12 protein-coding genes are annotated in these 13,035 nt (G+C 42.0%); 6 read left to right on the forward strand and 6 right to left on the reverse strand.

Going from position 1 to position 13,035, the window contains the following annotated elements:
- Window positions 1–182 precede the first annotated feature (182 nt).
- From ADP71_RS09650 to grpE, 4 genes are all read right to left on the reverse strand, one after another.
- Complete coding sequence (locus tag ADP71_RS09650) at window positions 183–665, reverse strand: hypothetical protein (protein WP_019957071.1); 483 nt, start codon at window positions 663–665, stop codon at window positions 183–185.
- A 25-nt stretch (window positions 666–690) separates the two neighbouring features.
- Entirely contained in the window at window positions 691–1,092 is a 402-nt protein-coding gene (locus ADP71_RS09655) for a surface-adhesin E family protein (protein ID WP_019957070.1), read from the reverse strand.
- Window positions 1,093–1,095: 3 nt separating this feature from the next.
- The gene (locus ADP71_RS09660) at window positions 1,096–1,533 is read right to left on the reverse strand and encodes a hypothetical protein (RefSeq protein WP_019957069.1); all 438 of its coding nucleotides are present in this window, start codon (window positions 1,531–1,533) and stop codon (window positions 1,096–1,098) included.
- Between the two features lie 144 nt (window positions 1,534–1,677).
- A complete protein-coding gene (gene grpE / locus ADP71_RS09665; protein ID WP_019957068.1) occupies window positions 1,678–2,232 on the reverse strand; it encodes a nucleotide exchange factor GrpE in 555 nt (184 codons plus the stop codon).
- A gap of 231 nt (window positions 2,233–2,463) precedes the next feature.
- Between grpE and ADP71_RS09670 the strand changes: the two genes are divergently transcribed.
- The 6 genes from ADP71_RS09670 (at window position 2,464) to ADP71_RS09695 (ending at window position 9,495) form a co-directional block, all read left to right on the forward strand.
- Window positions 2,464–3,360: an isocitrate dehydrogenase kinase/phosphatase AceK regulatory subunit gene (locus ADP71_RS09670; RefSeq protein ID WP_026353348.1), complete on the forward strand. Its 897-nt coding sequence runs from the start codon at window positions 2,464–2,466 to the stop codon at window positions 3,358–3,360.
- Window positions 3,361–3,965: 605 nt separating this feature from the next.
- Window positions 3,966–5,264 (forward strand): isocitrate lyase, encoded by a 1,299-nt coding sequence (gene aceA, locus ADP71_RS09675; protein ID WP_019957066.1) that lies wholly within the window; start codon window positions 3,966–3,968, stop codon window positions 5,262–5,264.
- Between the two features lie 174 nt (window positions 5,265–5,438).
- A complete protein-coding gene (locus ADP71_RS09680; protein ID WP_019957065.1) occupies window positions 5,439–6,056 on the forward strand; it encodes a CDP-alcohol phosphatidyltransferase family protein in 618 nt (205 codons plus the stop codon).
- The gene (locus ADP71_RS09685) at window positions 6,053–7,798 is read left to right on the forward strand and encodes a bifunctional alpha/beta hydrolase/class I SAM-dependent methyltransferase (RefSeq protein ID WP_171461116.1); all 1,746 of its coding nucleotides are present in this window, start codon (window positions 6,053–6,055) and stop codon (window positions 7,796–7,798) included. The genes ADP71_RS09680 and ADP71_RS09685 overlap by 4 nt, the downstream gene beginning before the upstream one ends.
- A 120-nt stretch (window positions 7,799–7,918) precedes the next feature.
- The gene (locus ADP71_RS09690; RefSeq protein WP_026353347.1) at window positions 7,919–8,566 is read left to right on the forward strand and encodes a lysophospholipid acyltransferase family protein; all 648 of its coding nucleotides are present in this window, start codon (window positions 7,919–7,921) and stop codon (window positions 8,564–8,566) included.
- Window positions 8,563–9,495 carry a phosphatidate cytidylyltransferase gene (locus tag ADP71_RS09695; protein ID WP_019957062.1) on the forward strand — a complete coding sequence of 311 codons (933 nt, stop codon included), beginning with the start codon at window positions 8,563–8,565 and terminating at the stop codon, window positions 9,493–9,495. The genes ADP71_RS09690 and ADP71_RS09695 overlap by 4 nt, the downstream gene beginning before the upstream one ends.
- A gap of 64 nt (window positions 9,496–9,559) precedes the next feature.
- Here ADP71_RS09695 and ADP71_RS09700 read toward each other — a convergent pair whose 3' ends face one another.
- Both ADP71_RS09700 and pepN read right to left on the reverse strand, forming a co-directional pair.
- Window positions 9,560–10,156, reverse strand: coding sequence for a glutathione S-transferase family protein (locus ADP71_RS09700; protein WP_019957061.1), 597 nt, complete (start codon window positions 10,154–10,156; stop codon window positions 9,560–9,562).
- Window positions 10,157–10,174: 18 nt separating this feature from the next.
- Window positions 10,175–12,826: an aminopeptidase N gene (pepN, locus tag ADP71_RS09705; RefSeq protein ID WP_171461117.1), complete on the reverse strand. Its 2,652-nt coding sequence runs from the start codon at window positions 12,824–12,826 to the stop codon at window positions 10,175–10,177.
- Window positions 12,827–13,035 lie beyond the last annotated feature (209 nt).

The raw sequence follows: 13,035 nt of genomic DNA on the forward strand, positions 1-13,035 counted from the left end.
CCATTTTGTTTGTAACACCCACACTGCCTATTTCCTTCTTGAAAGACTAAATGGGAAACAAAATCTGAATTTCAAGAGCCTTAAGCAATATTTTTCCAAACCATGCTCTAAAGTCATATAAAAAGCGCCCTGTAAAGTTACAGGACGCTTGATGGGAACTGCCAATCATACCCATATCAAGATTAATTCGAATTTTCCATTAACCATTGCAAATCACGCAAAAATTGTTTGGTATTCTCAACTGGTGCCGATGAATGAGCACACGCCCATAATTCAGGATATGACTGCGTGTTTTGGCAAGTCACTTGTGGCAAAGCTTGCAATTTTTTCAGCAACGCAGGTTGCAAGAAACCACCCACACCGACAATGTTTTCACCTTGATTATAAGCAAACAAATAAGGTGTATTGTCCGCCTCTTCATCGCCATCAATCATATGGTAAGGACCATGAATCACTTGTGCAGGTTGTTTCCAATTGACATCATCCAAATCAAAACGGTTGTTTTTCAAAAACGCCATGCTGCGTTCTGGTGTGATGTTCGCTTGTGACAACAAAGTCACGGCATCTTGCTCCAAACGCTTCATACCAGCGTTGTTGATAATCTCAGCCGATGCCATCGCGCCCATACCCAGTAAAACCACGCTCAATATCATTTTTTTCATCATCGCACTTCAACCTATTTTGTTTGAATTATGATTGCAAACACATTTCACGCCACAACTTGTGGTATACCCCAGAATTGCTGGCACTGTATTTGGTCCATTCTCTGTTGCGACCATTATTGCTACCAATTTGTTGGTTGCCATTGATGTAAAACACCGAAGAATTCGCTATAAATTCTTTGGCATTGCAATCGGCACTGAACCAAACCGTTTCACGAGTGTAATACTTACCCGATGTGGTTTTGACAGGCTTGTCATAATCCAAACGATAATGGGCGCGAATGGTATTGTTCACTTCACGCGCAATGCTGCCAGAGCCACTTTCTTGATAAAACGTTACATTGCCTTGTTTCATCATTCGATCCCAAGTAGCCGCTTGGGCTTGCGCCGCTACCAATAATAACGCCACCATCAAACTTTGTTTCAACATCACTTAACCTCCTAAAAATGATTTGTAATGCTTGCAAATCGCACGCGCGGTAGTGGCATATGAGCCGCTGTCATCGCTGTCGTATTTATTCCAATCTTCATTTTTAGTGTTTTCTTTATGCACCAATTCTCTATTGATAAACCATCTAGGATTGGTGGCAGCATACGCGCCATGCAAACAATCCACTGCAATAGTTTCATTGAGCTGGTTATAGTATTTACCGCTCTTCAATTTTTTTGGTTCAACATAGGTACGGTTAATTGTCGTTTGCAAATAACGATTTTTGTATTCATCCACTTTTGGCTGAATACTGTTAGCGTCCATATACAATGTTACACTTTTGTTATTAAAACTAATTTTTTGCCACTGCGCTTCAGCCATCGCCAAAGTTGCAGTACCAGCCATTACCGCCGCAAGAATCATTGTTTGAACGCGATTCATTACTGTCTCTTAATAAAGTTTCACAAGTAATTAATTATACATTAATCAGATAGCATAAACATTCAAAATGCTTTATTTGCGGCGATTGCACCATAAAAAAGCGTCCTGTAAACCATTACAGGACGCTTTAAATATGCTGAAAAACTATTCAGCAGCTTTAGCCACGACAACCATCGCAGGACGCAACAAGCGACCTGATAAGCTATAACCTTTTTTCATCACAGACACGACAGTATTGGTTTCTTGTTCGCTTTCTACCGCTTGCATCGCTTGGTGTTTATGCGAATCCAATTTTTCACCTACGGCAGGATTGATTTCTTCGATTTGAGCTTTTTCAAAAGCTTTCACCAATTCAGCCAAAGTCATACTCACACCCATTTTCAAGGCATCAAAATTTTGGCTTTGATCGAGCAAAGCCATTTCCAAATAATCTTTGACCGTTAACAATTCAGTGGCAAATTTTTGGCTGGCAAATTTATGTGCGGCTTGAATTTCATCTTGATGGCGGCGAGTCAAATTTTGCACAGCAGCAGCAGAACGCAAACGCTCGTCTTGTAACTGACCTTGCAACTCAGCCACTTCCGCTTCCCAATCCGCCACAGTTTTCTCTACCGCCTCAGCTTCTGGTTGTGCATCTGTTGCATTGACATCCATATGGCCATTTTCTTCAACATTTGCTTTGTTTTCGTTATCCGTCATTTGACTTCCTTTCTCAAATAATTGGGTATGGATACACAATCCATGTTCGCTATTGAACGATAATTGCCTAAATTTGGGCATATCTGTGTAATTCAAGCCAAATACTGACTTCTATCTGAGAACTGCCATTTTGCTTACGTTGCATTGCAAAAAATAAGATAAGTAGATTAATCTTCCATTTCAATCAATAAAATAACAAAACCATCAGACTGAATACCAAGGGAGAAAGTTGTGAAATCTAGATTGACCAACACTCAAGCCAAAGCCATTGCCACCATGGTTTTGGAACACTTTAACCAACATGCCGCCTTATTTATCAACACCGACGAATATATTAAACCCATGTTTGAAGCAGCAAATTGGGAAGGCATCAAGCAAAATCAAACCATTCGAGTCCAAGCATACAAAGACAAAGTTATTCAAATAGCCACCAAGCTGCGCCAAGAAATCGGTGCCAATGCTTTATCCGATGAAGTTTGGCAGCAAGCCAAAGCCGAATACTGCAATTTATTACAACTACATTCTCAATCTGAATGGGCCAAAGCATATTTCAGCTCGGTCACAACTGAAATTTTAAAATGCCATTACTTTGACAATCCTTTTACCTTCAGTAAAACCCACTCATTAACAGAACAATTGGCAACACCATCCAGCATATTTGCCTTATCGAGCACCCATTCAAGCGACCTGAAACCGGTCTGGCACAATATATTGTCTTATTTTGATTGGCAAACCCCGTTTGCTCACCTCGAAACCACACTGACCAACATCATGCAAATGCTCAAGACACATTACCAAAAGCCATCTGTATCACCTACTGAACATTGGCATTTTCAAGTGTTGAATCATCCGATTTATCACAACCAACACGCTTATGTATTCGGTCAAATGATTCAAAATGAGCAACAGCAAACTTTTGCTTTGGTCATCACTCACGATGCCAACGCTTTATTGTGTATAGACACCATTTTATTAGAGCATGAGCAAATTGCTATTTTGTTTTCATCTTTGCAAACATATTTTCTAGCCGACTTGGATTTACCCTCTACTTATGTAGAATTTTTACACACCATGTCACCCAATCAATCCAAAGACGGCTGGTATGCTTTTTTAGAATTGCAAAAATAATGCTTTTTTAAAAGAGGCATAAAAATGGCCATTGATCTGCATTGAATGCCATCACAAAACATGCTCTATCAACACTCTCACCATCATCATTTATCAAGGATATAAAAATGGGACATCATTTTTTAGCAACCCTGCTTGAGACGCTTTGTATAAGCGTCTTTTTTATGCCAGTTTAATGTCCACTCACTCCAACCGAACCATAATCCCCTTTTTTTGCATCAAACCATGTTCAAAAAAAGACATCCAAATTTTTGTCACAATTTTGCAACGCAAAAAACTTTTTTTTCGACTTTTTTACACTAGGCCTAGTTTTTTATGCTTATTGCCACCTTGTGAGAGTGAAAAAATACGAACCAATACACCTGAAAACAATCGCTCACAATCGCACAAACTTTAAATTATGTTGATAGAACATAACAATTATCACCAATATATAACATATATAGTCATTTTTCGAAAACAATGTTCATATTCGCAACATTATGAAATTTAAAAACTTTTTTCAAAAATTGCTTTGCTTTTTCATAAAACACAGGTAAATTTGCTGCATCGCACCACCAAACAAGTGCGTTTCCAAAAACCGATCAGAACAAAGGAATAGTAAGATGACAACACGTGCAGAACGCATTGCAGCCATTGAAAAAGACTGGGCAGAAAATCCTCGCTGGAACGGCATCAAACGCGACTATACCGCAGCAGACGTAGAACGTTTACGTGGCTCTGTTCAAGTAGAACACACTTTGGCACGCAACGGCTCTGAAAAATTATGGAATTTGGTGAACAACGAAGATTTCATCAATTGCTTGGGTGCTTTGACTGGCGGTCAAGCCATGCAACAAGTGAAAGCTGGCATCAAAGCCATTTACTTGTCAGGTTGGCAAGTGGCAGCTGACAACAACAGCTACATGAGCATGTACCCAGACCAATCTTTGTACCCTGTAAACTCTGTTCCTTCAGTGGTTGAGCGCATCAACAACACCTTCACCCGTGCCGATGAAATCCAGCATTCTAAAGGCGTTGAAAAAGGTGACGAAGGCTACACAGATTACTTCGCTCCGATTGTTGCCGATGCTGAAGCAGGTTTTGGTGGTGTATTAAATGCGTTTGAATTGATGAAATCCATGATCAAAGCAGGCGCTGCAGGTGTGCATTTTGAAGACCAATTGGCTTCGGTGAAAAAATGCGGTCACATGGGCGGTAAAGTATTGGTACCGACTCAAGAAGCCGTACAAAAATTGGTTTCTGCACGTTTGGCTGCGGACGTTTTGGGCGTTCCAACCGTATTATTGGCGCGTACTGATGCCAATGCTGCTGACTTGTTGACCAGCGATTGTGATGAATATGACCGTCCATTTGTGACTGGCGAACGCACGGCTGAAGGTTTTTACAAAGTGAATGCTGGCATCGACCAAGCAATTGCACGTGGTTTGGCTTATGCACCTTACGCTGATTTGTTGTGGTGTGAAACTGCGACGCCAGATTTGGAAGAAGCTCGCAAATTTGCTGAAGCGATTCACGCTCAGTTCCCGGGTAAATTGTTGGCTTACAACTGCTCTCCATCATTCAACTGGAAGAAAAACTTGGACGATGCCACCATCGCCAAATTCCAACGCGAATTGGGTGCAATGGGTTACAAATACCAATTCATCACTTTGGCAGGCATTCACAGCATGTGGTACAACATGTTCGACTTGGCTCAAGACTATGCACAACGCGGCATGTCAGCTTATGTTGAAAAAGTACAAGAACCAGAATTTGCAGCCCGTGACCGTGGCTACACATTTGTGTCTCACCAACAAGAAGTGGGCACTGGCTACTTTGACGATGTGACTACTGTGATTCAAGGCGGCAAGTCTAGCGTAACCGCTTTGACTGGTTCTACTGAAGAAGAACAGTTCCACTAAGTCGCTCCTTCAAATCTATGTGTGTCGTTTTGGGCAACCTTCGGGTTGCCTTTTTTATTCCTAGTAAGTATTAAAAAATGCCACCAACATCAAAACAAAGTCAAATTCATTGACAAAATACAATATTAATCATAATGATTAACCATCTACTTCCCAATCAACGATGAAACTTGCATGAGTATTTATCTATTAAAACCTAAATTCCAAGCCTTATTGCGCCCAATTGTTCAAACATTGGCTGCTAAAAACATCACTGCCAACCAAATAACTTTATTGGCTTGCGCTGCCTCTATAATAGTGGGTCTCATTCTTGCCGTATGCATCAGCCAGCAAGCATGGTTAGGATTGTTGCTACTGCCTTTGTTTTTATTCATTCGTATGGCGATGAATGCGGTAGATGGAATGCTCGCACGAGAACACCAACAACAATCTGCTTTAGGTGGCTATTTAAATGAATTGACCGATGTGATTTCAGACAGCGCCCTGTATTTGCCTTTGATATTATTACCGCATACTCATGCTTGGCTGGTGTATTTGCTGGTGTTTCAGGCCGCTTTAACTGAGTTTGCAGGCGTTTTAGGACAAGTTCATGGCAACAGTCGCCGTTATGATGGTCCTATGGGAAAAAGTGATCGCGCTTTCACCATTGGTCTATTGGCCATTGTGGGTTTCTCTTTCCCTCATACTTTGGCTTATCAAAACATTGCCTTCATTCTGATTAATCTTGCTTTGGCTTATACCATTTATCGCCGCATTCACAATGGTTTGCCTCAAACACAGGAATCGACATGACTCAAGCCTCTGAATCTTTTTTTAGCAGCCATGATGGTGTTTCATTGTTTTACCGACATATTGCTGCCACAGCCTCGCATAACGAGTCTAAAGCTTTGATTTTGTTTCACCGTGGCCACGAACATTCAGGACGCATGATGCATGTGGCAAGCGAATTGGCTTTGGATGATTGTGATATTTTTGCTTGGGATGCGCGTGGCCATGGTCACAGCCCGGGAGACAGAGGAGATGCACCCAGCTTTGGTTCTCTGGTCGCAGATGTAGAAGCCTTTATTCAACATATACACCAGCAACACCATATTGCTATAGAAAATATGGTCGTGATTGCCCAAAGTGTGGGTGCGGTTGTGGTTGCCACTTGGTTACACGATTATGCTCCTCATATTCGTGGCGCGGTTTTGGCATCTCCTGCTTTCAAAGTCAAATTGTATGTGCCATTGGCCAAACATGGTTTGAAGCTGATGCAAACTGTTCGAGGCAATTTTTTTGTTCAAAGCTACGTCAAAGCCCATTATCTGAGCCATGACGAAGAGCGCATCCAAAGCTACGACACCGACCCATTGATTACCCGTGCTATTTCTGTGCGTATTTTATTGGGTTTGTATGAAGCTGCTAACCGTGCTGTCAATGATGCTGCCGCCATTACTACGCCCATACAATTATTGATTTCAGGTAGTGATTGGGTGGTACATCATGAACCACAACACCGCTTTTACAATCAACTGGGTTCCTATATCAAAGAACGCCATGTCTTTGAGGGTTTTTACCACGATACTTTAGGCGAAAAGGACCGCCATTTGGCGATAGATGCCATGCGAGGTTTCATTCAACGCCTGTACCAACAACCGCCTCAAACGGTCAATCTGCGTTCAGCCCATTTACACAGTGCCAGCCGCCAAGAATCTGACACCTTAGCCACACCTTTGTCTCTTTTTTCGCCACGTCGATGGTATTGGCAAAGTCAGCGCGCAGGCATTGCCTTGGGCGCACGTTGGTCTGAAGGGTTAAAACTGGGACAACAAACAGGTTTTGATTCAGGTTCAACCTTAGATTATGTCTATCGCAACACGCCTACAGGCCGCAATAAAATGGGTGTATTGATTGATCAAAATTATTTGAATGCCATTGGTTGGCGTGGCATACGTCAACGCAAAATACATTTGCAAATCTTGATTCAGGACGCTTGCCAACGTTTGCACCAAGAAAATCAAGCCATACATGTCTTAGATGTGGCTGCAGGTCATGGTCGTTATGTATTGGATGCATTAAATGGCGATATTTTGCCTGACTCGATACGTTTGCGTGATTACAGCGATGTGAATGTGCAAGCGGGTCAAACCTTAATCGCCTCCCGTCAATTACAACACATGGCTCAATTTGAAACTGCCAATGCTTATGACAGACATGCTTATCAAAATCTGCCCACGCCACCGAGCTTGGGGATTGTATCGGGTTTGTATGAATTGTTTCCTGACAATGATTTGGTCATGCAATCTTTACAAGGCTTCGGCGATGCCATTGCCAGCGGCCACTATCTGATTTACACCAACCAACCTTGGCATCCACAATTGGAAATGATTGCTCGCTGCTTGACCAGCCACAAACAAGGTGAAGCTTGGGTGATGCGCCGTCGCAGCCAAGCCGAAATGGATCAATTGGTTGCTGCGGCAGGCTTTGAAAAAATACGCCAATTGATTGATGAAGACGGTATTTTTACGGTATCGCTAGCACGTAAAAAATAAGCCAATCAGAGCATTTATAGGGTTTATGCACACTGACAACGGCACTCTGATATGTAGATTGTGTATGATGTATCCGTTTCATCCTCTTTTTCACTGCCATTCAATGACAAAAAGGTTGCCATGTCCACACCGAACGCTCGTCTACTTGCTCGATTCTTAGACACCCTATTGTGTTTTTTCACCTCTTTTTTAACAGGTGTCACCTCCAAATCCGCCAGTGATTTGACATTTGGTCCTAAGAATAAAATCTATTATGCCAATCACTCCAGTCATGGCGATTTTATATTGGTATGGATTTCATTACCCAAAAAATGGCGCATGCTCACCCAACCTGTTGCAGGCTCTGATTATTGGCTTAGCAGCAAACTGAAAACATTTATTGCCGAACAAGTCTTTCAAGTCTTGCTCATCGACCGTCAACACGCGCCCAAACAAGCCATTGCAGACATGAGTGCGGCTTTAGAACAAGGGCGATCGTTGATTTTATTTCCTGAAGGCACACGCAATACCACCGACGACCAAATCTTATTGCCATTTAAAAGCGGCCTGTATCATTTGGCTCAAACCAATGAGCATATCGAATTTGTCCCCGTTTGGATTAACAACATCAACCGAGTTTTACCCAAAGGTAAGATTTTGCCGATTCCATTATTGTGTGATGTGCGCATCGGCTCTGCGTTAACCAAATTGCCCGATGAAAGCAAACAAGCCTTTTTAGAACGTACACGCCAAGCTTTATTAGATTTGTCACCGAAGGAGCCAAAATGACTTTACCATTTTCATTGTGGTGGCTGTTTGGTGCCATTTTATTGATACTCGTTATTGCCAGCAGTATAGGCTATGTTTTAGCGCGCCGATATGGTTATCAAAACGCCACCATCAGCAATTTGAATGCTCGCATCAATGCGTGGTGGGTCATGACATTGGTCATCGTTGTGGCATTTCTCACTGGACATATTGGCTCTACCATTTTATTTTTTCTCATTTCATTTGCAGCCTTACGAGAATGTTTAAGCCTGATATACAGTCGACGAGGTGATTATGCGGTGTTGGTGGCTTGCTTTTACATCATCTTGCCCGTGCAATACTATTTTGTTTTAACCAATTGGTATGGCATGTTTGCCATTTTCATCCCTGTGTATGCTTTTTTATTGTTGCCGATTTTGGCAGGCTTATCAGGCGATGCTACCCGTTTTTTAGACCGCACTGCCAAAATTCAATGGGCTTTGATGGTCAGCGTATTTTGTATTTCCCACGTCCCTTTCATTTTGAATTTGGAGTTGAAAAATTTCGACCAAAATATTCTATTGGTCATTTTCTTATTGGCAGTGGTTCAAGCCAGTGATGTGTTGCAATATGTGTGGGGCAAATTATTGGGTAAACACAAAATCGCCCCAACCTTATCCCCTTCTAAAACCGTCGAAGGTTTTGTCGGTGGCGTATTGTCTGCCACGGCTTTGGCAGCCGCTTTGTGGTGGATTACGCCTTTTTCACCTTGGCAAGCGGCGATGATCGGCTTTTTAATTTGCTTAATGGGTTTTGCTGGCGGTTTGGTGATGTCGGCAGTGAAGCGTGATTTTGGCGTGAAAGACTGGGGACAAATGATCAAAGGTCATGGCGGCATGATGGACAGAGTAGATTCCATTTGCTTTGCAGCTCCAATTTTCTTTCATATTTTGCGTTATTACTGGACATAACATCCATCAAAAAGCGTCCTGTAAACTCATTACAGGACGCTTGTTCCATCATCACATTAAAAAATCATTGCGCGGCCAATACCGTTTGTACAGCTGGGTCTGACATCACACGCTCATACAAAGCATTCAAAGCCACCAAATCGCTCAAATCCAGTGCATGCATTTTGGCCCAATTCATGGTGACCGCCACATACACATCGGCAATCGTCAAAGCTTTCTGTGCTTGTGCCTGTAAATGCTGATCCCATAAAGCATACAATTGATGCAATTGTGCTTTGACATTGGCTTTTAAGGACGCTTGCGCTGCATCGGTTTCAACCCATTGAGCGGCCTTAAACAACACACTTATTTTGGAATGAATGTCTGAATTGGTGAACGCAAACCATTGCTGTACTTGCGTTTGCGCTTTGATATCACCACCACCAAACAATTTGGCTTCAGGATAAATCTGATTCAAATAATTCAAAATTGCCATGTTTTGTGTGATTAAAAAACCATTGTCATCCAATAATGGTACGACACCTTGTGGGTTCAAACTCAAATACTCAGGCGTTTTCGTCCCTGCAAAATCCAATTTCACCACTTCATGCTCAGCCTTAGCCCAAGTCAATGCAACTTGAGCCACAATCGAACCTGCATGAGGTAAGGTATAAAGCTTCATGGTCATTCCTTATTTACATTATGCAACTTGAAATTGTGACAAAATTTTACCCACAATTTCACCTGTGTCTTTAGACAAGCTCGCTTGCGCTTGAATACGTTGCAACTGTGCCAACATCAAATTTTGACGCTGCACATCCACACGATTCAAGACATTGAATGCTTGTACCAAACGTGCCGCCACTTGTGGATTATAAGCATCCAATTCAATGATTTTATCGGTTACAAACGCATAACCTATACCCGATTCATGGTGAAAATGACGAGTATTGCGTGTGAACGTGCCAATCAAAGAACGCACTTTATTCGGGTTTTCCATACTAAAACGCGGATGCTTCAAAGCGTCCTGTACACGTTCAAAAGCATCTTCTCGACTGCTGCTGGCCACCAAAGTAAAATATTTATCCATCACCAAAGCATCATGGTCAAATTTTTGAGCAAATTGCTGTAACATTTGGTCACGCAATGGGCTTGTTTCATGATTGATGGCTTGTAAAATACCCCACTCGTGCGTCATATTGAATGTGAGGTTTTCGTATTGTTGATTCAAATACACCAAAACTTCAGGCTGTGCACGCGCAGCATACGAACGTGTGGTACTGATCAGGCTACGCAATTTGGCCAATTCAGGATGGTAATCACGAATATTGGCAATACCACTTTTTTGCTCGGCTTCACGCGCTTTCAAACGCAAATCACTGATTTCTTTCAAACAGGTTTTGGCAATGCTCAACACCAACCATTCACGCGCTTGCCACAACAATACAGGATTCAAATGTTCGAAATCTTGATCCCAAATCTCTTGCTCACTTGGAATGGTCAACATCAAAGCCAACAAGGCAGGGTCTATTTCTTGCTGCATCAATTGCGATAAAGCCTGAATCAAGCCATCGATATTAGGCATCTCTTGCTCAGCACGCAAAGCACACACGGCTTGTTTCATCACGCGGCGGAACAAAGTTTGACCTGCTTCCCAACGTGCAAATGCATCGACATCATTCAGCATCAAAGTCATCAAATCTGCTTCAGAATACGCATATTCCAAATAAATAGGCGCACTGAATCCACGCAATAATGACAAAATAGGTACAGATGCCACTTGCTGAAATTCCCAAGTTTGCTCAAATGCAGTCAATACCAATACCGTTTCATCTGCTTGCTTGCCATCGATGACAAAAGTTTGTGCTTGTCCATCTTGCGTCAACATGCCTACTGTCATCGGAATCATCATGGCTTGTTTTGGCAAAGTGGTATCAGGCGTTGCTGGCAATGTCTGTTGTGCATGGATGCGCAAAACTTGGTTTTGAGCATCGTATTCACTGCGCAGCTTCACTTGCGGTGTACCCGCTTGGCTGTACCACAAAGCAAATTGGCTCAAATCATACGCATTGGCATCGGCCATCGCCAAACGAAAATCATCACATGTAACGGCTTGTCCATCATGACGTTGGAAATACAACTTCATGCCTTTTTGAAAACCTTCTTCACCCAACAAAGTGTGCAACATACGCACCACTTCAGAACCTTTTTCGTATATGGTCAAAGTATAGAAATTGTTCATTTCAGTATACGATGCAGGACGAATCGGATGTGCGGTAGGACCTGCATCTTCAGGGAATTGGTGGCCACGCAAAACCATCACATTTTCAATACGACGCACATCACGATTGGCCATGTCACCTGAAAATTCTTGGTCACGGAAAACCGTCAAACCTTCTTTCAATGACAATTGGAACCAATCACGACAAGTGACACGGTTGCCCGTCCAATTATGGAAATATTCATGACCAATGACCGCTTCAATGTGTTCGAAATCTTTGTCTGTGGCGGTTTGGGCATCGGCAAACACATATTTGGTATTGAAAATATTCAAACCTTTGTTTTCCATCGCACCCATATTAAAGTCGCCAACGGCCACCACCATAAAGATGTCTAAATCATATTCCAGCCCAAAGCGTTCTTCATCCCAACGCATTGAGCGTTTTAAGGCATCAATGGCATAAGGCACTTTGTGTTTGTCTTGCTCGGAAGTGTAAAAATGAATGGCGACCTTACGACCTGATTGAGTCATGAATTCGTCTTTGCTACATGCAAAATCGCCCGCCACCAAAGCAAACAAATAACTTGGCTTGCGAAATGGATCAATCCATTTCACATAATGACGTTTTTTATCAATGTCACCTGCTGCCACTTGATTGCCATTCGATAGCAAAACGGGATAACGTTTTTTATCCGCCACAATCGTCGTACTGAATTTGGTCATCACATCAGGACGGTCTAAATAATAAGTGATTTTACGAAAGCCTTCTGGCTCACATTGGGTATACAAATTGCCATTGGATGCATACAAACCCATCAAGCTTTTGTTTTGCTCAGGATAAACCTTGGTCGTGATTTCCAGCACAAAGCTTTCAACAGGCACATTGGGAATACGCAAGCATTCATCTTGTACTTGGTATACATCGCTGCCTAAAACCTCACCATCTAAAACCACACTCACCAACTGTGCCGAACCATCCAATACTAAAATCGAAGACTGCTCTTGTTTAGGCAATACGAGCATGCGTGCCTTCACTTGAGTATGGGTTTCTTGAATATCAAAGTGCAAGTCTAATTGCGTCACGGTAAATTCAGGACGCTTATAGTCTTTAAGATAATGAACAGTCTGCATTGGAACAGCTCCAAATTAAAGGTCAATCAATGAATGGCTGCATTTTACTGCCATTGAATCATTTTGTCGTTTACTATAATAACAGCATGAAACTTATTGCATAGCTTTACAAAATCCAAAATAAATTTCTAATATATTTTTTTAAAAATATCATGTGAATATAGTCTGGTTAGATTACAACATTTTTGATAAAAATAAATCTGCTGATA

The sequence above is a fragment of the Vitreoscilla sp. C1 genome (assembly GCF_002951955.2).
Lineage (GTDB): Bacteria > Pseudomonadota > Gammaproteobacteria > Burkholderiales > Neisseriaceae > Vitreoscilla > Vitreoscilla stercoraria.

Coding starts and splice junctions, on each gene's coding strand:
- ADP71_RS09650 (WP_019957071.1), bottom strand. CDS start 665: ATGATGAAAAAAATGATATTGAGCGTGGTTTTACTGGGTATGGGCGCG.
- ADP71_RS09655 (WP_019957070.1), bottom strand. CDS start 1,092: ATGTTGAAACAAAGTTTGATGGTGGCGTTATTATTGGTAGCGGCGCAA.
- ADP71_RS09660 (WP_019957069.1), bottom strand. CDS start 1,533: ATGAATCGCGTTCAAACAATGATTCTTGCGGCGGTAATGGCTGGTACT.
- grpE (WP_019957068.1), bottom strand. CDS start 2,232: ATGACGGATAACGAAAACAAAGCAAATGTTGAAGAAAATGGCCATATG.
- aceA (WP_019957066.1), top strand. CDS start 3,966: ATGACAACACGTGCAGAACGCATTGCAGCCATTGAAAAAGACTGGGCA.
- ADP71_RS09680 (WP_019957065.1), top strand. CDS start 5,439: ATGAGTATTTATCTATTAAAACCTAAATTCCAAGCCTTATTGCGCCCA.
- ADP71_RS09685 (WP_171461116.1), top strand. CDS start 6,053: ATGACTCAAGCCTCTGAATCTTTTTTTAGCAGCCATGATGGTGTTTCA.
- ADP71_RS09690 (WP_026353347.1), top strand. CDS start 7,919: ATGTCCACACCGAACGCTCGTCTACTTGCTCGATTCTTAGACACCCTA.
- ADP71_RS09695 (WP_019957062.1), top strand. CDS start 8,563: ATGACTTTACCATTTTCATTGTGGTGGCTGTTTGGTGCCATTTTATTG.
- ADP71_RS09700 (WP_019957061.1), bottom strand. CDS start 10,156: ATGAAGCTTTATACCTTACCTCATGCAGGTTCGATTGTGGCTCAAGTT.
- pepN (WP_171461117.1), bottom strand. CDS start 12,826: ATGCAGACTGTTCATTATCTTAAAGACTATAAGCGTCCTGAATTTACC.